Genomic DNA, 21459 nt, shown 5'->3' on the forward strand with positions numbered 1-21459 from the left:
GTATTATATTTAAAGAGGTTTCATGTTATGAAAATAAATTCTATCAAAATAATGTCAGCAGTAGCATTAGGTTTATTATTTCAAGCTGCAAATGCGGGAAGTATTACTGATATTAATGTTTCGGTACTTCCAAATAAACAACGTGTAATTAAATTCAAGTTTGATAGTGGTGTGGTTGAACCTAGTGGTTTTATTACATCAGCTCCTGCTCGTATTGCTTTGGATTTTCCTGCAACAGATATTAAAGTTTCACAATCTCAATTAACTTTTAATGATCAACTGCTAAAACAGATTATTGCTGCACAAGGTAGTGAGCATGCTCGTGTACTGTTGGGGTTGGGTAAAGAAGGACAATATAGTACTGAAATTAAAGGAAATGAGGTTTGGGTATATTTGAGTGAAGCTGAATCAATTAATACAGCTGGAATTGCTGCTGCACAATCTGTTGTAAACTCAGCTCCTAAAAATTCACAATCTTACCAATCTTCTGGAATAACAGCGCCATTTAATATTGATTTCCATAAAGGCGCAAATAGATCAGGTGTAATTGAGTATTCATCAAATTATTCGGGTCAGCCTCAAATGAGAGTGCAAAGTGATCGATTGATTATCTTGTTAAAAGATTATCCATTGTCGGTTCAAGATCAACGCAATTTAGATGTAACTGATTTTTCTACTCCTGTGCGTACTATTAATGTTCGTCGTATTGGTAATGATGCGCAGATTATTATCAGAAGTCAGGGAACATGGGAGCATAAAGTTTCTGGTAGAAATGGACGCCAAACAATTCATATTGTTCCAACGAAAAATATTTCTACTATTGGGTTAAGTCGGAAGAATGATCAGAAATTTACAGGAAAGAATGTTTCATTAGATTTCCAAAATGTTGATGTTCGTACTGTGTTGCAGATTCTAGCAACAGAGTCAGGAATGAATATTGTTGCGAGTGATAATGTAACAGGTAAAATGACATTGTCATTGAAAGATGTACCTTGGGATCAGGCTTTAGATTTGATTTTGGATGCACGCAATTTGGATATGCGTAAAGTTGGTAATATTATCAATATTGCACCACGTTCAGATTTGTTGGCTCGTGATACAGAAGCACTTGAAGCTCAAAGAAAATTGGATGATTTGGGTCCTCTGATTTCTCAAAGTTTTCAGTTGAAATATAAAAATGTTGAGGAATTTAGAAAAATTTTACGCATCAGTGATTCTGCATCAGTTTCTGATAGAAATTCAATCCTTAGTTCACGTGGTAGTGCGTTGATTGATCCTGCAACAAATACATTGATCGTTACCGATGTTCAATCTGTAATTACGAAATTTAATAAATTAATTGAAGAATTGGATGTTCCTTCTCGTCAAGTAATGATTGAAGCTCGTATTGTTGAAGCTGCTGATGGATTTTCGCGTGATTTAGGTGTTCAATTTGGTTATCAGCGTTCAGGAGCACATACTTCTGTAGGCTCAAATTGGTCTAATAGTATTAATAATGCGAATGTTGGTTATGGGTCGGCTACATCAAGTATTTTAAATCCAAATGTTGCATTACCTTCTTCTGCATCAACAAGTTCTATCGGTATTGTGCGAGCTGTGTCGTCAGGTGCATTGGGTTTGGAATTGTCGGCATCAGAGTCGGAAAATCGCAGTAAAACGATTTCTACGCCACGCGTATTAACTCAAGATCGTCAAGAAGCGGAAATTCGTCAAGGTTATCAGATTCCTTATACAAAAAGGGAAGATGGTGAAACTTCTATCGAATGGAAAGCTGCGGAATTGGTCTTGAAAACAACACCTCGTATTACACCAGATAACAAAGTTATTTTGGATATTGAAATTAAAAAAGATGAACCTGATGGTACTTATACCGCAATCACAGGTGAAGCAGGTCTTGCAACACGTTATGTGAAAACACAAGCAATGATTGAAGATGGTGGCACATTGGTTGTGGGTGGTATTTATCAAGAAGCAACATCTAATTCAATTCGTAAAGTACCTTTACTGGGTGATATTCCAGTTGTTGGTAATTTATTTAAAGCGCGAGTGCGTAAAAGTTCACGCAATGAATTGCTGTTCTTCATTACACCGCGTATTATGGGTTCTGAAACCAGCGTATTACGTTACTAAAAAGAATCTGCACATTGTGCAAATTTAGGTTAAAATGCCTGTCATGGAAAACATGACAGGCAATTTTTTTTTAGTCGGATTAATGGGTTCTGGCAAAACAACTTTGGGTCGCCAGCTTGCACAGCAAATCCAGTTTAATTTTTATGATAGCGACCAAGTTCTGTGTGAACGAACGGGCGTTAGCATTCCTACCATTTTTGAATTGGAAGGAGAACAGGGTTTTCGTGAGCGAGAGAGTGTGGTCATTCAAGATTTGTGCCAATTACCCAATATTGTTTTGGCGACAGGTGGTGGTGCAGTTTTACGTGAAGAAAACAGGCAATATTTGCGCCAACATGGCATAGTTATTTATTTACATGTGCAGCCTGAAGTTTTATATGAACGTGTTAAAAATGACCGTAATCGTCCTTTATTACAAGTAGCTGACCCACTTGCAAAATTCCGTGAGTTGTACAAAATACGGGATTCTATTTATCGGCAAACAGCACATATCATTGTAGAAGTAGGACTTTCAGGCTGCCATACTACGCTCCAAACTCTTCTTAATATGATTCGCGCATCATAAAGGTTATCTATGTACACATTATCGGTTGATACCCCTTCACATCAATATTCTATTTATATTGGTAATAATCTTTTACAGCAATTTGAATTATTACAACCACATATTAATCAAAAAGTCGCCATTGTTAGTAACACAACAGTTGCAAACTTACACTTGCCAGCATTGGAAAATTTGTTGAAAAATAATGGTATAGATTTTTTTACCATTATTTTATCTGATGGTGAACAATATAAAAATCACGATTCACTCAATCAAATTTATGATGCTTTATTAAGTCATCATGCCGACCGAAAAACTACCATCATCGCATTAGGTGGTGGCGTGATTGGCGATATGGCGGGATTTGCGGCGGCAACCTATCAACGTGGTGTGCCATTTGTACAAATTCCGACAACTTTATTAAGTCAAGTAGATTCTTCTGTTGGTGGAAAAACCGCGATTAATCATCCACTTGGCAAAAATATGATTGGCGCATTTTATCAGCCACAAGTGGTATTGATTGATTTGGCGACATTGGATACGCTGCCTGAACGTGAATTATCGGCAGGCATGGCAGAAGTAATTAAATATGGCTTATTGGGCGATATTGAATTTTTGCAATGGCTGGAAGACAATATGCCTGCCTTGATGCAGCGTGATAAAACATTGTTAGCAGAGGCAGTACGCCATTGTTGCCAGATGAAAGCGGATATTGTTGCACAGGACGAAACCGAACAAGATGTGCGTGCTTTGTTGAATTTGGGACATACATTTGGACATGCGATTGAAACTGAAATGGGCTATGGCGTATGGTTACATGGTGAAGCAGTTGCAGCAGGTTCTGTATTAGCTTGTATTTTATCGGAACAAATAGGCAGCCTGAAACCTGCTGATACAGAACGTGTTAAAGCCATTTTCCGTGCGGCTCGTTTACCTGATACACCGCCAAAATTTGCATTTGAACGTTGGTTGGCGCATATGCGTCATGACAAAAAAGTACAAAGTGGTAAAATGCGCTTTATCACGCTTAAACAATTGGGACAAGCAACCATTACCACGATTGAAGATGAGCAGCCTTTGCGCAAAACTCTTGCTGCTTATTTGTCTCAATAATTTTTATTTTGTTTTAAGGAATCTATCTAATGACACAGGAAACCGCATTGGGTGCAGCACTTAAAAATGCTGTGCAAACCATGAGCAAAAAGAAACAAACTGAAATGATTGCGGAATACATTTACGGTAAATACGAAGTATTCAGCCGCTGCAAACCCTTGGCGGTTGGAATTGAAAAAGATTTGGTGGAAGCTTTACCGCAATTTGATGCCGCATTAATCAATCGAGTATTGTCTAATCATTGTCGCCGTCCCAAGTACATCAAAGCGATTGCGCGTGGCGGTAAACGATTTAATTTGAATAATCGTTTTCAAGGTGAAGTGAGTGCAGAAGAACAGGCACATGCGCTAGCGCAACCAGGTATTAAAGAGGCGATTGAAAAGCAAGATGCACGCCGTGCAGAAGCCAAACAAGCTCGCGAAAATCAACAACAGAAAAGTGCAGAATAAGAAAAGGCAGCCTGAAAAGTATAAATACTTTTTCAGGCTGCCTTTTCTTTATGTTTACAGTTGCTTACATAAAGCCTTGTTACAATCGCAACTTTGAAACACATTAAGGAAAATAAAATGAAACAATATCTGCAAAAAATGTTGTTAGCAACTGCTTTGGGCATGGCAACTGTGTCAGCTTATGCAGAAACGCATGCCGTTATTGAAACCAATATGGGCGATATTAAACTGGTTTTAGATGAGCAAAAAGCCCCCAAAACCGTTGCTAATTTTGTGCAATATGCGCAAAAAGGTTTTTACGATAACACGATTTTTCATCGCGTGATTGATGGTTTTATGATTCAAGGTGGCGGTTTCACAGTGGATATGCTGGAAAAACCAACCGCCAAGGCTATTAATAACGAAGCGGATAATGGTTTGAAAAATACCATTGGCACGATTGCAATGGCGCGTACTGCTGCCCCCAATTCTGCGACTAGCCAATTTTTTATCAATGTGGCAGACAATGATTTTCTGAATCATAAAAGCAAAAATGCGGCAGAATACGGTTATGCCGTATTCGGTAAAGTAGAAAGTGGCATGGATGTGGTTAATCGCATTGCCAAAGTTCGAACCACTAATAAAATAGTACATCAAGATGTGCCTGTTCGCCCTGTTGTGATTAAAAAAGTACGCATCATTAAATAATTGAATAAATAGGCAGCCTGAAAACTTGAAATTGTTTCAGGCTGCCTATATTTTGTGTTTTATCTTTAACCCTGTCTTAAAGGACACAAAATGATTAAATTGCACACCAATTTCGGCGTGATTGGCATTGAACTGAATCACGAAAAAGCACCGATTACCGCTGCGAATTTTGAACAATATGTGAAAGATGGCTTTTATGATGGCGTGATTTTTCATCGCGTGATTAAAGGTTTTATGATTCAAGGTGGCGGTATGGACGCAGAAATGCGTGAAAAACCAACGCGTGATTCGATTGAAAACGAAGCACATAATGGCTTGAAAAATGAAAAATACACCATCGCAATGGCGCGTACTTCTGCACCACATTCTGCCAGTGCTCAATTTTTCATCAACACTGCAAACAATGACTTTTTGAATCATCGCGCCAAAGAATTGCACGGTAAAAATGTGGTGCAAGAATGGGGTTATGCGGTATTTGGCAAAGTGGTGGAAGGCACGGACGTTGTAGATGCGATTGAAGGCGTGCAAACCAAAAGTCATGGTTACCACGATGATGTGCCAGTTGATGCGGTTGTGATTACAAAAGCAGAAATCGTATAAAAAAGGCAGCCTGAAAAGGCAAAATGGCTTTCTTTTAAAAGAATAGTCGGTTTAAATAATACAGTGTGGACAGTTATTGCCACTTTGTCTTGTTTTAACCGACTATATTTTTATTTGATGAATTTTCGATAAATTCTATCAATGTAAAAAAATTGTTAAATAATGTTGTCATGAGATATTCTGGTGTGGCACAATAAACCATATAAACTTCTCATCTCTATGTTTCTCACAGGAGCAACTCCTCATGTCTGTAAAAAAAGTCGTTCAATTAATTGAAGACAACGAAGTACGTTTCGTTGATTTGCGTTTTACCGATACCAAAGGTAAACAACATCACTTCACCATTCCAGCACGCGTCGTGTTAGAAGACCCAGAAGAATGGTTTGAACATGGACATCCATTTGATGGCTCATCAATGGGTGGCTGGAAAGGCGTGCAGGCATCAGATATGCAGTTGCGTCCTGACCCAACAACCGCATACATTGACCCATTTTATGATGATGCTACCGTGGTTTTGACTTGCGATGTGATTGACCCTGCTGATGGCAAAGGTTACGACCGCGACCCACGTTCCATCGCACGCCGCGCCGAAAATTATTTGAAATCAACAGGCATTGGCGATACCGCATTTTTTGGACCCGAACCAGAATTTTTTGTGTTTGATGGCATAGAATTTGAAACGCATATGCACCAAGCACGTTTTGAAATCACATCAGAAACTGCTGCATGGTCTAGCGGCAAACATTATGATGGACAAAACACGGGGCATCGCCCAATGGTAAAAGGCGGATATTCGCCAATTGCGCCTGTTGACCAAGGGCAAGATTTGCGTTCAGCAATGGTGAATGTGTTGGAAGAAATTGGCATTCCTGTGGAAGTGCATCATGGCGAAGTGGGTACAGGTTCTCAAATGGAATTGGGTACTAAATTCAGCACTTTGGTAAAACGTGCTGACTGGACACAAGACATGAAATATGTGATTTGGAATGTGGCGCATAATTTTGGTAAAACCGCGACCTTTATGCCAAAACCTTTGATGGGCGACAATGGCAGCGGTATGCATGTGCATCAATCCATTTGGAAAGATGGCAAAAATCTGTTCTCTGGCGATGGCTATGCAGGATTGAGCGAAATGGCGTTGTATTACATCGGCGGCATCATCAAACATGCTAAAGCCTTGAATGCGATTACCAATCCTTCTACCAATTCCTACAAACGCCTTGTGCCGCATTTTGAAGCACCTGTAAAATTGGCTTATTCAGCGAAAAATCGCTCGGCTTCCATTCGCATTCCTGCTGTGAGTAGTACCAAAGCGATGCGTATTGAAGCGCGTTTCCCTGACCCAACTGCAAATCCTTATTTGTGTTTTGCTGCCTTGTTGATGGCGGGTTTGGACGGCATTCAAAACAAAATTCATCCTGGCGACCCTGCAACGAAAAACTTGTATGATTTGCCGCCTGAGGAAGATGCACAAGTGCCAACCGTTTGTGCTTCTTTGGAAGAAGCTTTGCAAGCATTGAAAGCTGATCATGAATTTTTGTTGCGCGGTGGCGTGTTCAGTCAAGACTGGATTGATAGCTATATTGCATTCAAAAGCGAGGATGTACGCCGTATGCAAATGGCTCCACATCCACTTGAATTTGAAATGTATTATTCACTGTAATCAAGTGATTTAAATCCATAGGCAGCCTGAAAACTATTTTCAGGCTGCCTTAAAGATAATAAGGAATAGTAAAATGAATAAAATTCAACGATTTGGTTGTTATGAGCGTTTATCCGAAGCTGTGGTGGCGAATGGTTTTGTCTTTTTATCGGGCATGGTGCCAGAAATAGACGGAGATATTGTCGCGCAAACGGCAGATGTGTTGCGCCAAATTGACCATTGGTTAACGCAATGTGGTTCGGACAAAGCGCATATTTTGGAAGCGACCATTTTTCTGTCTGATATGACGGATTACGATGGCATGAATGCGGCGTGGGATGCGTGGGTGGATAAACAACATTCGCCAGCGCGTGCGTGTGTCGCAGCAAAATTGGCGAAAACGGAATGGAAAGTGGAAATTAAAATTTCTGCTGTGCAAAAATAAATTCAATGCAGCCTGAAAGATTGTTTCAGGCTGCATTTTTGCGCCATATCATGCCATAATGCAACCTGAAACTTCATCAACAAGGAGCGGCACCATGTCATTTTTCAAAAAACACATTGCGTGGTTAATAGACCAACTGCTTTGTTTATTCGTGGCATTTATCACAGGCGTGCGCCCCAAACGCGCCGACACGCTGCCATTCACACCACAACAAAAAGTCTATTTTGCCAACCACAACAGTCATGGCGATTTCGTTTTAGTGTGGATTTCGCTGCCACGCAAATGGCGCATGCACACGCGCCCCGTTGCTGGTGCAGATTATTGGCTGACCAGCAGCTTGAAACGATTTATTATTCAAAATGTTTTCAATGCCTTGCTGATTCCGCGCAACAGCGACAATCCCCAAGCCATTACCGAACAAATGGCAAACGCGCTGACACAGGGCGATTCGCTGATTATTTTCCCCGAAGGCACGCGCAACACCGATGACAACACGCTGCTGTTGCCATTTAAAAGCGGCATTTATCATCTTGCCAAAGCCAAACCCGATACCGAATTTGTACCGATTTGGATAGACAACATCAGTCGCGTGTTGCCCAAAGGCAAAATCTTGCCGATTCCATTGGTTTGCCATGTACAAATTGGCGATGCGATTAAATTGCAAGAAAATGAAAATAAAGAAGAATTTTTGCAACGTTGTCGCCAAGCCATGCTCAATTTAGCACCGAATCATTTTCAGGCTGCCTCAAATCCCACAGGAGAAGCATCATGAATCTTGCGCCGCAATTAGTACCACAAGCAGGCTATATTTTTGTCAGCGTATTCATCGCGCTGACCATCGCCAGTTTCATCGGACAAATGCTCAAACGCCAATACGGCAACAGCGACACCATCAGCAATCTCAACGCACGGATTTACGCATGGTGGCTGATGACAATTGTGTTATTGTGCGCCTTTTGGTTTGGGCGCATTGGCGCAACCGTCTTGTTTTTCCTGATTTCGTTTGCCGCCTTGCGCGAATTTATGACGCTGATTTATCGCCGCCGCATAGATTACAATAATATGGCAGTATGTTTCTATATTTTGCTGCCTGTGCAATATTATTTTGTGTTAGACCAATGGTATGGCATGTTCAGCATTTTTATTCCGATTTATGGATTCTTATTGCTGCCGATTGTATCCAGTTTAAGCGGTAGCACCACCAATTTCTTGGAACGCACCGCCAAAACGCAATGGATGGCGATGATTTGCATCTTCTGTTTATCGCACGTTCCCGCTTTGCTGACCTTGAAGCTGGATGGATTTTTGCCAGAAAACAATATTTTGCTGCTGATTTTTCTGATTGCGGTGGTGCAATGCAGCGATGTTTTGCAATATATTTGGGGTAAATTGGTCGGTGGCAAGAAAATTTTGCCCAGCGTATCGCCGTCAAAAACCATTTCGGGAACGGTGGGCGGTATTTTGTCTGCCACTGTATTGGCTGCTTTGATGTCGCCAATTACGCCATTTTCCACGTTTCAGGCTGCCTTAATTGGTTTTGTGATTTGTGTGATGGGTTTTTTGGGAGGATTGGCGATGTCTGCCATCAAGCGCGATTATGGTGTGAAAGATTGGGGTAATATGATTCAAGGACACGGCGGCATGCTTGACCGCGTGGATTCGGTGTGTTTCGCTGCGCCAGTGTTTTTTCATATTGTGCGGTATTTTTGGAATGGTTAAGTAGTACGGTATTTTGTACTATGATTGCAAGCGATGTTGTTTCACACTTATTTTGTGCAAGAACAACATCGTTGCGCTGTTAGCAGTCTCTGTACTATGAATAAAAATGATGCTATTGAATTTTATGATAAAATATTGATTTCCCATATTAAAGGCAGCCTGAAATGTACGAAACTCTAATCCGACCACTTTTGTTCAAACTTGAACCTGAACAAGCACATCATTTAACGATTCAATTATTGCATACATTCGGTGGTATGATGCCACGCGTGAATCCGCATAGTAAGCCCACTTCGCTAATGGGATTGCATTTGCCTAATCCTGTTGGACTGGCTGCTGGTTTGGATAAAAATGGCGAAGCGATTGACGGTTTGGCGGCATTGGGTTTTGGTTTTATTGAAGTGGGCACGGTAACGCCGCGTCCGCAAGAGGGCAATCCGCAACCGCGTTTGTTTCGTTCGCCTGAACACCAAGCGATTGTGAACCGTATGGGCTTTAATAATCATGGCATTGATGCGTTGATTGCGAATGTGCAACGCAGCAAATACACGGGTGTGTTGGGTATCAACATCGGCAAAAATGCCACGACGCCAATAGAAAATGCGGTTGATGATTATTTGATTTGCTTGGAAAAAGCGTATGCGTATGCTTCGTATATTGTGGTTAATATTTCATCGCCGAATACCAAAAATTTGCGTGATTTGCAAGGTGGCGATGAATTGAGCAAATTATTAGGCAGCCTGAAAGACAAACAGGCGCATCTTCGCGCCGTGCATGGACGTTATGTGCCATTGGCGGTGAAAATTGCACCCGATTTGGACGAAACACAAATCGCTGACATCGCGCATATTGTCTTGCAAACGGAAATGGACGGTGTGATTGCCACTAATACTACGATTGACAAAACCGCATTGGGCGCATCGCCATTAGCGCAAGAAGCAGGTGGTTTGAGTGGTGCGCCTGTGCGAGAAGCGAGTAATCGTGTGTTGGCACAACTGGTGCGCGAATTGGACGGCAAAGTGCCTGTGATTGGTGCTGGTGGTATTTTGAGTGGGCATGATGCGCGTGAAAAAATGCAGCTGGGTGCAGCAGCGGTGCAGATTTACAGCGGTATGATTTATCGTGGTGCAGGATTGGTTACGGAATGTATTAAATCGTTGTGATATATTTTCAGGCTGCCTTTTTTTGATAAAAAGGCAGCCTGAAAACTATTTTTATGATTATTTTTGGTACAGAAATATATTATAGTAACGCGAACTCGGGATAAGAAATTTCATAAAAATTAAAGGGCAAACGTGATAATCTATTGTTTGCACACAACCAAGTATCACGAAAGCCCTTTAACATGGATTATCTTACCGCACTTTTCTGCCAAATTGATGATTTTTGCAAAGAATTTGAACCCAAATTCAATAGCAAATTGATTAAAAACAATAAAATTCGTAATAGACCAAGTTGTATCAGTACCGCAGAAATCATGACCGTACTGATTGCTTTTCATCAATATCGCATGCGTGATTTCAAAACCTATTACCAATGGCAAGTCCAATCCATTTGGCAGCGAGACTGCCCCAATATGCCCAGCTACAACCGCTTTTTGGAACTGGCTACACGAGCCTTACCTGCTATGTTGGTATTTTTAACCACCCAAATGGGCAAATGCACAGGTATAGGTGTGGTGGATTCAACCACTTTGTCGGTTTGCCACAATCGCCGTATTCACTCGCATAAAGTGTTTAAAAACATCGCGCAAAGGGGCAAAAGCAGTACAGGCTGGTTTTACGGTTTCAAATTGCATGCGGTATTTAACCACTTGGGTGAGCTGGTCAATTTTTGCTTAACCGCAGGCAATGTGGATGACCGTCAAGGTTTAAAACAAATGGCAAAGCACCTATTCGGCATTTTGGTGGCGGATAGGGGCTATATTGGAAAAGATTTAAGTGATTGGCTTAAAGAGAAATATGGCATTACTTTACTAACGGGTATCAAAAAAGGCATGAAACCCAAACAATACACAAGTGAGCAGAAAAAGCTGCTTAAAAAACGTGGTGTTATAGAAACCATTTTTGGGCAACTGAAAAATTTGTGTCAAATTGAACATACTCGGCATCGTTTGGAGCGTGGTTTTATCTTGAATTTGATTTCAGGTTTGACTGCCTATTGCCTGTTTCCTTATAAGCCAATGATGTTTGGAAAAAAGTCTTTGTTACCAATGAAGTAAGAAAGACTTATCCCGAGTTCGCGTTAAAATTATTTTCTGTCCAATGAGCGGCTTTTAATTGCGCGATAACATCGGCAGAAATTTGAAAACCTTTTATTAAATCAATATGTTGAATAGAGTATGGCACAGCAGCTTGTCGCCAGAAATAAGCACATGTATTGGGTGTAGCCCAGCCTGCCAGCGTACCGCCTACTGAATACAATAACAATTCATCATATTTATCTTGTATACGGTACGGCATGCCACTCGTACAGGCTTATGGGAAAACATCAAACCGCTCTAGATGCCTATTGCCTTGTTAGCACAATGATTTTAACAGAAAAAGCAGCCTGAAAACAATTTCAGGCTGCCTGAATATTATCTGCCATCGGAAAATGAATCGGGCGTAACATTCACAATACTGATGATTTGAGTGCATTTATAGTGGATTCAATTTGAAAATGTTTGGTTTGCCAAAACATATTGATTTTCAACCCATTTAAAAAGGTATAAGTGTAGGGTGCAACTTATTGCACCATTTTTCTGATGAGACATGAGTTTGGTGCAACAAGTTGCACCCTACATTACGTCCTAGTTTTATCCCAAAAATGAAAAGGCAGTCTGAAAACCCATTTTCCCAGTTTTCAGGCTGCCTGAATCAAAAATTACGCTTTATTTTGATTATTGTCCGAATTGTCGGATTTGACCGTTTCGCTTTGGGCGGCAGGTTCAAATTCAGGCTGTTTGTCCGCTTCGGGCAATTTAGCAAATTCGCTGTCCGCATCTTGCGCTTGTTCCGCTTCCGATTTCACATTGTGGCTGTAATCTTTCGGCGGCGAAGGCTGTTTGCCCGCCATGATTTCCAGTACTTGGTCGCGGTCAATCGTTTCCCAATCCATCAAGGCTTTGCACATGGTTTCCATTTTGTCGCGGTTTTCGCTCAAAATTTTGTAGGCAACGGCATATTGCTCGTCCAAAATGCGGCGGATTTCCGCGTCCACTTCCTGTTGCGTTTTTTCGGAAATGTGTTGCGAACGCGTTACGCTGCGACCCAAAAACACTTCGCCTTCGTTTTCCGCATACACCATCACGCCCATTTTTTCACTCATACCAAAGCGCGTTACCATCTCACGTGCTAATTGCGTAGCGCGTTCAAAGTCATTTGATGCACCTGTGGAAATTCGTCCCACATACAAATCTTCTGCAATGCGACCGCCAAACAAAATAGAAAGCTGGCTCAACATCTGGTCTTTGTACATGGAAATGCGGTCGCGTTCAGGCAGTTGCCACGTCAAGCCCAAGGCACGTCCGCGTGGCATAATCGTAACTTTGTGAACGGGGTCGGAAAACGGCAAACTTTCCGCCACAATCGCATGACCTGCTTCGTGGTAAGCGGTGGCACGTTTTTCGTCTTCGTGCATGACCATGCTGCGGCGTTCAGGTCCCATGTAGATTTTGTCTTTGGCGTCTTCAAAATCGCTTTGGTCCACTTTTTTCTTGTTGCGGCGACCTGCAAACAAAGCCGCTTCATTGACCAAATTCGCCAAATCCGCACCCGAAAAACCAGGGGTGCCACGCGCCAAGGTAACCAAATCCACGCTTTCGTCCAAAGGCACTTTTTTCGCATGCACTTTCAAAATTTGCTCGCGACCGCGAATATCGGGAAGCGGCACAACCACTTGACGGTCAAAACGTCCAGGGCGTTGCAAAGCTGGGTCAAGCACGTCTGGGCGGTTGGTGGCGGCAATCACAATCACGGTTTGATTGCTTTCAAAGCCGTCCATTTCCACCAAAAGTTGGTTCAATGTTTGTTCGCGCTCGTCATTGCCACCGCCCAAACCTGCACCGCGTTGGCGACCAACCGCGTCAATCTCGTCAATGAAAATGATGCAAGGCGCGTTTTTCTTCGCTTGTTCAAACATATCGCGTACACGGCTCGCGCCCACGCCCACGAACATTTCCACAAAATCCGAACCCGAAATGCTGAAAAACGGTACGCCCGCTTCGCCCGCAATCGCTTTTGCCAACAAGGTTTTACCCGTACCAGGGCTACCTGCCAACAAAATGCCGCGCGGCACACGTCCGCCCAAAGATTGATAGCGGTTGGGGGCTTTCAAATAATCCACGATTTCTTGGACTTCTTCTTTGGCTTCATCGCAACCTGCCACGTCGGCAAAAGTAATTTTGTTGGCATCTTTATCCAATAATTTGGCGCGCGATTTACCAAATGAGAATGCGCCGCCTTTGCCACCACCCGATTGCATACGCATAAACCAGAACCATGCGCCAATCAACAAGGCAACAGGCAACAAACTCATAAACAAACTTTGGAGCATTCCTGGTTTCTTTTCAGGTGTCACTTTGACGCGGACTTTATTGTTAATCAGCGTTTCCACCATTTTGTCATCAACAGGTGCATTGGTGCGGAATGTGGTTTTATCCGTGCGTTCTCCCGTGATTTCATAACCAATAAATGAACCTTGAATGTTTACATTATTGACTTGTCCTTCTTTCACTTGTTGAATAAATTGTGAATATTCAATTTGTTGTGAATCAGGTTTTTTCTCTTGGGCATAATTGATGCCGAACATAATTGCTGCACCTAAACCCAACCATAATAGTAAATTTTTTATGTTGCTCCCCACAGAAACACGCTCCCTAAATGTGTGATATAAATTGAATGCTAATTTTAAGGCAGCCTGAAAACCTTGTCAGCGTTTATTTTTGCCTAATAGATAAATTTCGTTAGACCGATTGCGTGAAGCATCGGGTTTACGCGTTTGTACGCTTGTGAAAACTTCGCGCATGGCTGCCATGTATTCTTGATAACCCGTTCCTTGAAACACTTTAACCAAGAAATTACCACCTGTTTTCAAATGGTTATTGGCGAAATCCAAAGCCAATTCGCATAAATAAAAACTGCGTGCTTGGTCAATGGTACCGTTGCCCGACATATTGGGTGCCATGTCACAAATTACAAGGTCTAACGGACGATTACCCAGTAATTCTTCAAATTTTGCCAATACATCGTCTTCACGAAAATCGCCTTGAATAAATTCTACGCCGTCCAGCGCATCCATTGGCAAAATATCCAAAGCAAAAACTTTACCTTGTTTGCCAACCAATTTAGCGGCAATTTGCGACCAGCTACCTGGTGCGCTGCCCAAGTCTGCTAAAACGGTGCCATTTTTAATTAATTTGTCTTTTTCATTTATTTCTAATAGCTTATAAGCTGCACGAGCGCGATAACCATCTTTTTGTGCGCGTTTGACATAAGGGTCATTGACGTGTTCGTGCATCCAAGCAGGAGAAGATTTGGAACGTTGTACCATATTTATTGTGTTTATAGCGTTTTAGGCAGCCTGAAAAACGTGTTATTTCGTTTTCAGGCTGCCTGTTTAAAAATAGATTATTGTTCTACAAATGCGCGTTCAATTAAATAATCGCCGCGCACACCTGTTTTGGGCGATGCCACCAAGCCAAAACTGTCCAAAATAGCGGAAGTATCGGCATTCATCGGCATGCTGCCACACAACATGGCGCGGTCATCTTTTGGATTGATGGGCGGTAAACCAATGTCATCAAACATTTTACCGCTTTTCATCAAATCGGTTAGGCGACCTTGATGTTCAAACGGTTCGCGTGAAACAACGGGATAGTAAATCAATTTTTCGCGCACCATGTCGCCTAAAAATTCGTGATTGGGCAGTTCTTGGGTAAAGTGGTCGTAATACGCCAAATCTGCTTTATTACGCACGCCGTGTACCAAAATCACTTTTTCATATTGTTCATAAATATCAGGGTCTTTGGTAACGCTTAAAAATGGGGCAAGTCCTGTGCCTGTGGACAATAAATATAAATGTTTGCCACCTTCATTCAAATCGCTGGCGATGAGTGTACCTGTTGGTTTTTTACTGATGAGAATTTCGTCGCCTACTTTGATGTGTTGTAAACGTCCTGTTAATGGACCGTCTTGTACTTTAATGCTAAAAAATTCAAGGTGTTCTTCCCAATTTGCGCTAGCAACGCTGTACGCACGCATAAGGGGTTTGCCGTCCACCATCAAACCTATCATCACGAATTGTCCGTTTTCAAAGCGCAAGGATTCATCGCGTGTGCAAGTGAAACTAAAATAAGCGTCTGTCCAATGGTGTACGGATAGAACTTCTTGGGTATTGAATGCTGCCATTAAGATTCTTTCTTGTGATGCGTTTCAGGCTGCCTGAAACTGTGCGAATAAATAAACGCGCTATTGTATGCAAAATGCGAGTGTGTATCAAGTAAATAGTGTTTTTATACTATATACTGTGTTTTCAGGCTGCCTATTTGGGAAGTTTATTGCAAGAATGTGCCACCCATGCGACCAAAGAAATCGCTGATTTCAAAATACACTTTGCGTGTTGAACCATTGGCAGCCTGAACCGTGATTTCATCGTAAATGCCTGTTTCTTCTTTCAATAGGGCTTGACCGATTTTGCGATATTGCGGCAAATTGGATTGTAACCACGCATTTTCGGCGGCGATGCCGCGCATGGTGTCGTTTTCACGGATTTTGATGGCTTGTGCCATGCTGCTGCCATCGGCGCGAGCGAATTGTTGTATGGTGCTGCTGGTAGGCGTAGCGGTGCTTGCGGTTTGTGTCGCGCACGCGCTGGTCATCAAGGCAACAGCAATCAACGAAAGAGAAAAGAATTTTTGGATTTTCATGATAAGGTTTTCTTGTGTGGATTAAGTTTAACAAGACAAGCTAATTCTGCGCTGTTCAATATAATTGATTATTATGATTAAGACAATCCATATTTTCAGGCTGCCTTATTTGATGAAATGATGTTAATCAAATCAAAATAAGGCAGCCTGAAAAAAATCAATGCGCTTTTTTGCTGAATAATTTGACCAAGGGCAACACGATGGCACACACAATCGCGCCAATAATGATGCCGACCGATAAGGTAAACAAAGTATCCAGCCACACGTTATGCCATTGGAAATGATGCAACCATGTGACATTGTGGGTAAAAATACCGCCACCCACCAAGAACATCGCCAGCGTACCCACCACGCTCAAAGCACGCATAAACCACGGCATAAATGCGATGATGCCGCGCCCCAACCATTGTTTGATGCGACTGGTTTGGCGTATCAAATAAAAGCCCAAGTCATCTGCTTTGACAATCAAACCAACCAAGCCATAAACCACAATGGTAATGCCGATACCAATCGCAGAAAGTGCGGCAATTTTCACGCCCAAACTGGCATTTTCCACCACGCCCAGCGCAATGATGATGATTTCTGCCGACAAAATAAAATCGGTACGAATCGCGCCTCTGACTTTGTCTTTTTCGCTATCCAAAGTATCGGAAGCAATTTCGTGGCTGGCATCATCGCGATGAAGAAATTTGTGCAGCAATTTTTCTACGCCTTCAAAACACAAATAAGCCCCGCCAATCATCAATAAGGGTTTAATCAAAAAAGGGGCAAACACCGCTAAAATCAAGGCAACGGGGATTAAAATCATTTTGTTGATAAACGAGCCTTTTGCCACCGCCCACACAATCGGAATTTCGCGGTCGGCATTCACGCCTGTTACTTGGTTGGCGTTGAGTGCCAAATCATCGCCCACTACGCCAGCCGTTTTTTTCGCTGCCATTTTGGTCATCAAGGCAACATCGTCCAACATGGAAGCAATGTCGTCTAGCAGCGTGAACAGGGAAGCAAATGCCATTTTATGTCCTTATATTCAAATATATTGGGGTTAAAAAACGCGGATTATAACGGCAAAAATGGTTTCAGGCAGCCTGAAAAGATTGATTTTATCTATTAAAAAAAATCAAGGCAGCCTGAAAAACATTTTAAGGAGTAGGTTGTGGCAAAGTTTTGGGTGGACGCGGCGCAGCAAAATTTTGTACCCAATAAATTTTAAAACGCGCATTGTCGCGATAGGCATATGCCATGCCCAATTCGCTTACATTCGGGTCCATTAAATTTTCGCAATGCAGCGGACTGGCGAGCCAATTATCCAAAACTTGTTGCAGCGATAATTGCCCAGCCGCCACATTTTCTGCCGCTTCCAAAAACACATAACCTTCTTGATTGATACGCTGGCGCAAAGTTCGCCCATCGCGGCTAACATGTCCATAATAATCGTTGTTTGCCATATCTTGCGCGTGTTTTTGTGCCGAAGATTGTAATAATTTATTCCAGCGCAAAGGTGGGGCAGCCTGAAAACGGCGCGTGCCACACATTCTACCTTGCAAGCGGATACGATTCACCGCGTTAAGCATTTGTTCTGATGAATAATCTTGTGCCGAAACGCCTGCATACATCACCCAATAATTCCCATAATATGAACCTGCTGCGCGAACTTGCGCGATGCCAATTTCATTGATGTGTTCGTCCATCAAAGTGTAGGCGCAAAATTGTGAATTTGTCCATTGCGCCAAAATATCATTGACATTGTGATAGCCTGCGCCAATCGCCGCCCGCGCGTCCCAACCCGCATAATTGCTTGCCATGATGCGCTGCCACGGCGTAACACCGCGCGGGCTGTCGTATGCCATATAATTATTTTTCGCCATATCCAAAGCATGTTGCGCGGCGGCGTGTGCTAATTGCTTGTTCCACCTTAATTTTTGTCGGGCAGGTATGATTTTGCCGCCACATTGTCGCGCTTGGCTGCGAAATTCGTTGATGCGATTGAATAATTCTTTTTGATTAGGCGATAGCGTTTCCGCGCCCACCGATAGCGAAACAATGCCCAAACTGATAGCCAAAAACCATTTTGCTTGCATCATGATTTCTCCCTGATTTTCATAACTTAAAAGGCAGCCTGAAAAACGAATTATCGCATTTTCAGGCTGCCTATTGTTTAAAAATAATGAGATGAAATTATTGAACGCGCGTCCAAGTTTGCGTGCGACCCAATGCCGACACGCCAATAAATCCGCGTACTTTCAAGGTGCGGCCATCGGCGGATAAAGTTGCTTTGACACGATAGGTTTTACCACCTTTTGGGTCATAAATCGTGCCACCATCGTATTCATTGCTGTTTTTGGATTTCAAGCCACGCACAACGGTTAAACCGACCAAAGGTTTATTGCCGCCACAAGCAGGGCAAACATTGTCCACGCCTTGCGCCAAGCCGACAATCGTGCCATTGAATTGGTTGCCATTTTGGCTGATTTGCACGATGGCTTTGGGTTTTTTGGTTTCATCGTCAATGGTGCGCCATTTGCCTTCAATGCCTGCGGCAGAAGCGGTAGTGGCGATGATAAAGCTCAAAGTTGCTGCGAAAATTTTTTTCATATCAGATTTTCCTGCGTGGAATAAAGTAGATATTCTATTCTATTTTAATGATGCCGACAATATTTTCACAATATAAAAAGGCAGCCTGAAAACATGATTTTGTTTTCAGGCTGCCTGTATTTTTACGGCATCAACATACCGCCATTCACATGCAAAGTTTGCCCCGTAATATAGCTGGCTTGCTCGGAAGCCAAGAATAAAACGGCATTGGCAATATCTTGCGCTTCGCCAAATTTGCCCAGCGCGGTTTGATTTTCAAACATTTTGCGCGTTTCTTCGGGCAAGGCGCGGGTCATGTCGGTGTCAATAAATCCAGGGGCAATGCAATTGACGGTAATGCCGCGACTGCCCACTTCACGCGCCAAGGATTTGCTGAAACCTTGCAAGGCGGCTTTGGCGGCGGCGTAATTGGTTTGCCCTGCATTGCCCATCGTGCCAACCACCGATGTAATCGTGATAATGCGACCACTGCGCTGTTTCATCATGCCACGCATGACGGCTTTGCTGGCGCGGTAAACGGATTTCAGGTTCACATTCATGATGTCGTCCCATTCATCGTCTTTCATGCGCATGAGCAAATTGTCGCGCGTAATGCCTGCGTTATTGACCAAAATATCCAGTTTGCCAAATTCTTTTTCAATTTCGCCAATCAGGTTTTCAATCGCGCCATTGTCTGCTGCGTTCAAGGTGCGACCCACGCCGTTCCATTGAGCCAAACGCTCGCCAATCGCCGTCGCGCCGTTTTCCGAAGTCGCCGTGCCAATCACGGTTGCACCAGCTTGCGCCAACGTGTCCGCAATCGCTGCGCCAATGCCACGAGATGCGCCTGTTACCAAAGCGATTTTGCCTATTAAGTTTTGTGTTGTCATCGTTTCAAATCCTTGTTTTAAAATGGGAAAATGAGTTTCAGGCTGCCTTTCAGTTGTAGCCCGACATTATCACGGTATGTTGTGTCGGGCATTAATGCCCGACCTACGGAATCTGCCTAGCCATCAAATATTAAAGATATATATAGTCGTAGAAATGAAAATGCAGTACAAGGCGACAACGCCCGCCGTGTACGAATAGTACATAAGGGCGTTGGCAACGCCGTACTGCTTTTTCAGTTCTGCGACTATAGTTGCAGATTCAATTCTGCGACTATATCAATGAAATCACCTATTTTTCAGTCGTAGATACCATTAGGCAGCCTGAAAATAAAAATGGGATTATAGCAGTTAGTTTTTCTACTCAAATGATTTTTATCTGATTAAAATCGGGTAAACTGCATACTGGTTTTCAGGCTGCCTTTTGCATCATATAGTCGCAGAACTGAAAAAGCAGTACGGCGTTGCCAACGCCCTTATGTACTATTCGTACACGGCGGGCGTTGTCGCCTTGTACTGCATTTTCATTTCTACGACTATATTTAAATAACGATAATATTAAAAAATCTTGTAAAACAGTCATCATCAAGACTACAATCAAAATCTCATTCAGTTAAAGGATTATTTATGCGCCCATACAATTTTTCCGCAGGACCCGCCGTGTTGCCCGAAAGTGTGTTACGCACCGCACAACAAGATATGTTGGATTACAACGGCACAGGTTTTTCTGTGATGGAGATGTCGCACCGTTCTGATATGTTTCACAGTATTTTGTATCATGCGGAACAGGATTTGCGTCAATTATTGGCGATTCCATCCAATTATAAGGTCTTGTTTTTACAAGGTGGTGCATCGGCGCATTTCACGCAAATTGCGCTGAATTTTGCCAATGGTTTCAAACGTATAGACAGCGTGGTAACAGGAAATTGGTCGGGCATCGCGCATTCGCAAATGGGAAAATTGTCTGATGTGAAAGTGCATTTGGTGGCGCATGGTGGCGATTTGTATCACTACAATGATTTGCCGCCTGCATCGCAATGGGACATCAGCCCTGATTCAGCATTTGTGCATTATGTGATAAACGAAACGGTGCATGGCTTGCAATACCGCGATATTCCGCAATTAGGCAAAGATGCACCGCCTGTGATTTGTGATATGTCATCAGAAATTTTGTCGCGCCGAATCAATGTGGCGGATTTTGGTGTGATTTATGCGGGCGCACAGAAAAATGTGGGCCCAAGTGGCGCAACGATTGTGATTATCCGCGAAGATTTGTTGGAACGCTGTTCGGAACGTGTGCCAAATGTGTGGAATTATCAAAAACATATTGAAAAAGATGGTATGTACAACACGCCTGCAACCTATCCGATTTATATGGCGGGTTTGGTGTTCCGTTGGTTGCAAACGCAAGGTGGTGTGGCGAAAATGGAAAAAATCAACACGCTCAAAGCGCAAACTTTGTATGATGCGATTGATGGCAGCGGTGGTTTTTATCGCAATCCGATTCAGCCACAAGCGCGTTCGTATATGAATGTGATTTTTACGACTGGCGATAAAACTTTGGACGAACGGTTTATTGAGCAAGCCGCTGTGCGTGGTTTGATGTTTTTGCGCGGCTATCCTGTATTGGGTGGTATGCGCGCGAGTATTTATAATGCGATGCCTTTGGCTGGCGTGGAGGCATTGGTGGCGTTTATGGCAGAGTTTCAACGGAGATATGGGTAAGGGTTTGAGCTGGTGTTCTAATACAAATATTTTTTAT

General features: G+C 42.7%; 22 protein-coding genes. 13 read left to right on the forward strand and 9 right to left on the reverse strand.

The window, feature by feature from the left end; all coding sequences use genetic code 11:
- Positions 1-27: 27 nt before the first annotated feature.
- The 12 genes from MIS45_RS04710 (at position 28) to MIS45_RS04765 (ending at position 11550) form a co-directional block, all read left to right on the forward strand.
- Positions 28-2130, forward strand: coding sequence for a type IV pilus secretin PilQ (locus MIS45_RS04710; protein WP_249451182.1), 2103 nt, complete (start codon positions 28-30; stop codon positions 2128-2130).
- A gap of 43 nt (positions 2131-2173) precedes the next feature.
- The gene (locus MIS45_RS04715) at positions 2174-2695 is read left to right on the forward strand and encodes a shikimate kinase (protein ID WP_430472158.1); all 522 of its coding nucleotides are present in this window, start codon (positions 2174-2176) and stop codon (positions 2693-2695) included.
- A gap of 9 nt (positions 2696-2704) precedes the next feature.
- Complete coding sequence (aroB, locus tag MIS45_RS04720; protein WP_249451184.1) at positions 2705-3787, forward strand: 3-dehydroquinate synthase; 1083 nt, start codon at positions 2705-2707, stop codon at positions 3785-3787.
- Positions 3788-3816: 29 nt separating this feature from the next.
- Positions 3817-4236, forward strand: a complete 420-nt coding sequence (locus MIS45_RS04725; protein ID WP_249443540.1) for a ProQ/FINO family protein — start codon at positions 3817-3819, stop codon at positions 4234-4236.
- A gap of 117 nt (positions 4237-4353) precedes the next feature.
- Positions 4354-4923: a peptidylprolyl isomerase gene (locus MIS45_RS04730; protein WP_249451185.1), complete on the forward strand. Its 570-nt coding sequence runs from the start codon at positions 4354-4356 to the stop codon at positions 4921-4923.
- A gap of 90 nt (positions 4924-5013) precedes the next feature.
- Positions 5014-5523, forward strand: a complete 510-nt coding sequence (locus MIS45_RS04735) for a peptidylprolyl isomerase (RefSeq protein WP_249443541.1) — start codon at positions 5014-5016, stop codon at positions 5521-5523.
- Between the two features lie 244 nt (positions 5524-5767).
- Positions 5768-7186: a type I glutamate--ammonia ligase gene (gene glnA / locus MIS45_RS04740; RefSeq protein ID WP_249449429.1), complete on the forward strand. Its 1419-nt coding sequence runs from the start codon at positions 5768-5770 to the stop codon at positions 7184-7186.
- Between the two features lie 73 nt (positions 7187-7259).
- A complete protein-coding gene (locus MIS45_RS04745; protein WP_249449430.1) occupies positions 7260-7610 on the forward strand; it encodes a RidA family protein in 351 nt (116 codons plus the stop codon).
- Positions 7611-7704: 94 nt separating this feature from the next.
- Positions 7705-8382: a lysophospholipid acyltransferase family protein gene (locus MIS45_RS04750; protein ID WP_249444842.1), complete on the forward strand. Its 678-nt coding sequence runs from the start codon at positions 7705-7707 to the stop codon at positions 8380-8382.
- Entirely contained in the window at positions 8379-9329 is a 951-nt protein-coding gene (locus tag MIS45_RS04755) for a phosphatidate cytidylyltransferase (RefSeq protein WP_249451186.1), read from the forward strand. Before MIS45_RS04750 ends, MIS45_RS04755 begins: the two co-directional genes overlap by 4 nt.
- A gap of 164 nt (positions 9330-9493) precedes the next feature.
- Positions 9494-10492, forward strand: a complete 999-nt coding sequence (locus MIS45_RS04760; protein ID WP_249451187.1) for a quinone-dependent dihydroorotate dehydrogenase — start codon at positions 9494-9496, stop codon at positions 10490-10492.
- A gap of 182 nt (positions 10493-10674) precedes the next feature.
- Positions 10675-11550, forward strand: coding sequence for an IS982 family transposase (locus tag MIS45_RS04765; RefSeq protein WP_249451188.1), 876 nt, complete (start codon positions 10675-10677; stop codon positions 11548-11550).
- A 7-nt stretch (positions 11551-11557) separates the two neighbouring features.
- On the opposite strand, the gene MIS45_RS04770 is transcribed toward MIS45_RS04765, so the two are convergent.
- The 9 genes from MIS45_RS04770 to fabG all read right to left on the reverse strand — a co-directional run bounded on the left by MIS45_RS04770 (position 11558) and on the right by fabG (position 19700).
- Entirely contained in the window at positions 11558-11791 is a 234-nt protein-coding gene (locus MIS45_RS04770) for a hypothetical protein (RefSeq protein ID WP_249451189.1), read from the reverse strand.
- A gap of 403 nt (positions 11792-12194) precedes the next feature.
- Positions 12195-14174 (reverse strand): ATP-dependent zinc metalloprotease FtsH, encoded by a 1980-nt coding sequence (gene ftsH / locus MIS45_RS04775; protein WP_249451190.1) that lies wholly within the window; start codon positions 14172-14174, stop codon positions 12195-12197.
- Positions 14175-14240: 66 nt separating this feature from the next.
- Positions 14241-14861 (reverse strand): 23S rRNA (uridine(2552)-2'-O)-methyltransferase RlmE, encoded by a 621-nt coding sequence (gene rlmE, locus MIS45_RS04780; RefSeq protein WP_249451191.1) that lies wholly within the window; start codon positions 14859-14861, stop codon positions 14241-14243.
- 77 nt (positions 14862-14938) lie between these two features.
- The gene (locus MIS45_RS04785; RefSeq protein ID WP_249451192.1) at positions 14939-15718 is read right to left on the reverse strand and encodes a ferredoxin--NADP reductase; all 780 of its coding nucleotides are present in this window, start codon (positions 15716-15718) and stop codon (positions 14939-14941) included.
- A 146-nt stretch (positions 15719-15864) separates the two neighbouring features.
- Complete coding sequence (locus MIS45_RS04790; RefSeq protein ID WP_249451193.1) at positions 15865-16236, reverse strand: hypothetical protein; 372 nt, start codon at positions 16234-16236, stop codon at positions 15865-15867.
- Between the two features lie 157 nt (positions 16237-16393).
- Positions 16394-17251, reverse strand: coding sequence for a DUF808 domain-containing protein (locus MIS45_RS04795; RefSeq protein WP_249451194.1), 858 nt, complete (start codon positions 17249-17251; stop codon positions 16394-16396).
- A 127-nt stretch (positions 17252-17378) separates the two neighbouring features.
- Positions 17379-18320 (reverse strand): CAP domain-containing protein, encoded by a 942-nt coding sequence (locus MIS45_RS04800; protein WP_249451195.1) that lies wholly within the window; start codon positions 18318-18320, stop codon positions 17379-17381.
- A gap of 94 nt (positions 18321-18414) precedes the next feature.
- Positions 18415-18831, reverse strand: a complete 417-nt coding sequence (locus MIS45_RS04805) for a DUF2147 domain-containing protein (RefSeq protein ID WP_249443553.1) — start codon at positions 18829-18831, stop codon at positions 18415-18417.
- Positions 18832-18953: 122 nt separating this feature from the next.
- Positions 18954-19700, reverse strand: a complete 747-nt coding sequence (fabG, locus tag MIS45_RS04810; protein WP_249451196.1) for a 3-oxoacyl-ACP reductase FabG — start codon at positions 19698-19700, stop codon at positions 18954-18956.
- Between the two features lie 624 nt (positions 19701-20324).
- Between fabG and serC the strand changes: the two genes are divergently transcribed.
- Positions 20325-21422, forward strand: a complete 1098-nt coding sequence (gene serC, locus MIS45_RS04815; protein ID WP_249451197.1) for a 3-phosphoserine/phosphohydroxythreonine transaminase — start codon at positions 20325-20327, stop codon at positions 21420-21422.
- The last annotated feature ends 37 nt before the right edge of the window (positions 21423-21459 follow it).

Source organism: Wielerella bovis (assembly GCF_022354465.1).
Classification (GTDB): domain Bacteria; phylum Pseudomonadota; class Gammaproteobacteria; order Burkholderiales; family Neisseriaceae; genus Wielerella; species Wielerella bovis.

Bases quoted from the DNA above. Each gene is read 5' to 3' on its own strand.
- MIS45_RS04715 (WP_430472158.1), top strand. From the start codon at position 2,174: ATGGAAAACATGACAGGCAATTTTTTTTTAGTCGGATTAATGGGTTCT.
- aroB (WP_249451184.1), top strand. From the start codon at position 2,705: ATGTACACATTATCGGTTGATACCCCTTCACATCAATATTCTATTTAT.
- MIS45_RS04755 (WP_249451186.1), top strand. From the start codon at position 8,379: ATGAATCTTGCGCCGCAATTAGTACCACAAGCAGGCTATATTTTTGTC.
- MIS45_RS04805 (WP_249443553.1), bottom strand. From the start codon at position 18,831: ATGAAAAAAATTTTCGCAGCAACTTTGAGCTTTATCATCGCCACTACC.
- MIS45_RS04800 (WP_249451195.1), bottom strand. From the start codon at position 18,320: ATGATGCAAGCAAAATGGTTTTTGGCTATCAGTTTGGGCATTGTTTCG.
- MIS45_RS04745 (WP_249449430.1), top strand. From the start codon at position 7,260: ATGAATAAAATTCAACGATTTGGTTGTTATGAGCGTTTATCCGAAGCT.
- MIS45_RS04725 (WP_249443540.1), top strand. From the start codon at position 3,817: ATGACACAGGAAACCGCATTGGGTGCAGCACTTAAAAATGCTGTGCAA.
- rlmE (WP_249451191.1), bottom strand. From the start codon at position 14,861: ATGGTACAACGTTCCAAATCTTCTCCTGCTTGGATGCACGAACACGTC.
- serC (WP_249451197.1), top strand. From the start codon at position 20,325: ATGCGCCCATACAATTTTTCCGCAGGACCCGCCGTGTTGCCCGAAAGT.
- fabG (WP_249451196.1), bottom strand. From the start codon at position 19,700: ATGACAACACAAAACTTAATAGGCAAAATCGCTTTGGTAACAGGCGCA.
- MIS45_RS04710 (WP_249451182.1), top strand. From the start codon at position 28: ATGAAAATAAATTCTATCAAAATAATGTCAGCAGTAGCATTAGGTTTA.
- MIS45_RS04735 (WP_249443541.1), top strand. From the start codon at position 5,014: ATGATTAAATTGCACACCAATTTCGGCGTGATTGGCATTGAACTGAAT.
- glnA (WP_249449429.1), top strand. From the start codon at position 5,768: ATGTCTGTAAAAAAAGTCGTTCAATTAATTGAAGACAACGAAGTACGT.
- MIS45_RS04760 (WP_249451187.1), top strand. From the start codon at position 9,494: ATGTACGAAACTCTAATCCGACCACTTTTGTTCAAACTTGAACCTGAA.
- MIS45_RS04795 (WP_249451194.1), bottom strand. From the start codon at position 17,251: ATGGCATTTGCTTCCCTGTTCACGCTGCTAGACGACATTGCTTCCATG.
- MIS45_RS04750 (WP_249444842.1), top strand. From the start codon at position 7,705: ATGTCATTTTTCAAAAAACACATTGCGTGGTTAATAGACCAACTGCTT.
- MIS45_RS04730 (WP_249451185.1), top strand. From the start codon at position 4,354: ATGAAACAATATCTGCAAAAAATGTTGTTAGCAACTGCTTTGGGCATG.
- MIS45_RS04770 (WP_249451189.1), bottom strand. From the start codon at position 11,791: ATGCCGTACCGTATACAAGATAAATATGATGAATTGTTATTGTATTCA.
- MIS45_RS04790 (WP_249451193.1), bottom strand. From the start codon at position 16,236: ATGAAAATCCAAAAATTCTTTTCTCTTTCGTTGATTGCTGTTGCCTTG.
- MIS45_RS04785 (WP_249451192.1), bottom strand. From the start codon at position 15,718: ATGGCAGCATTCAATACCCAAGAAGTTCTATCCGTACACCATTGGACA.
- MIS45_RS04765 (WP_249451188.1), top strand. From the start codon at position 10,675: ATGGATTATCTTACCGCACTTTTCTGCCAAATTGATGATTTTTGCAAA.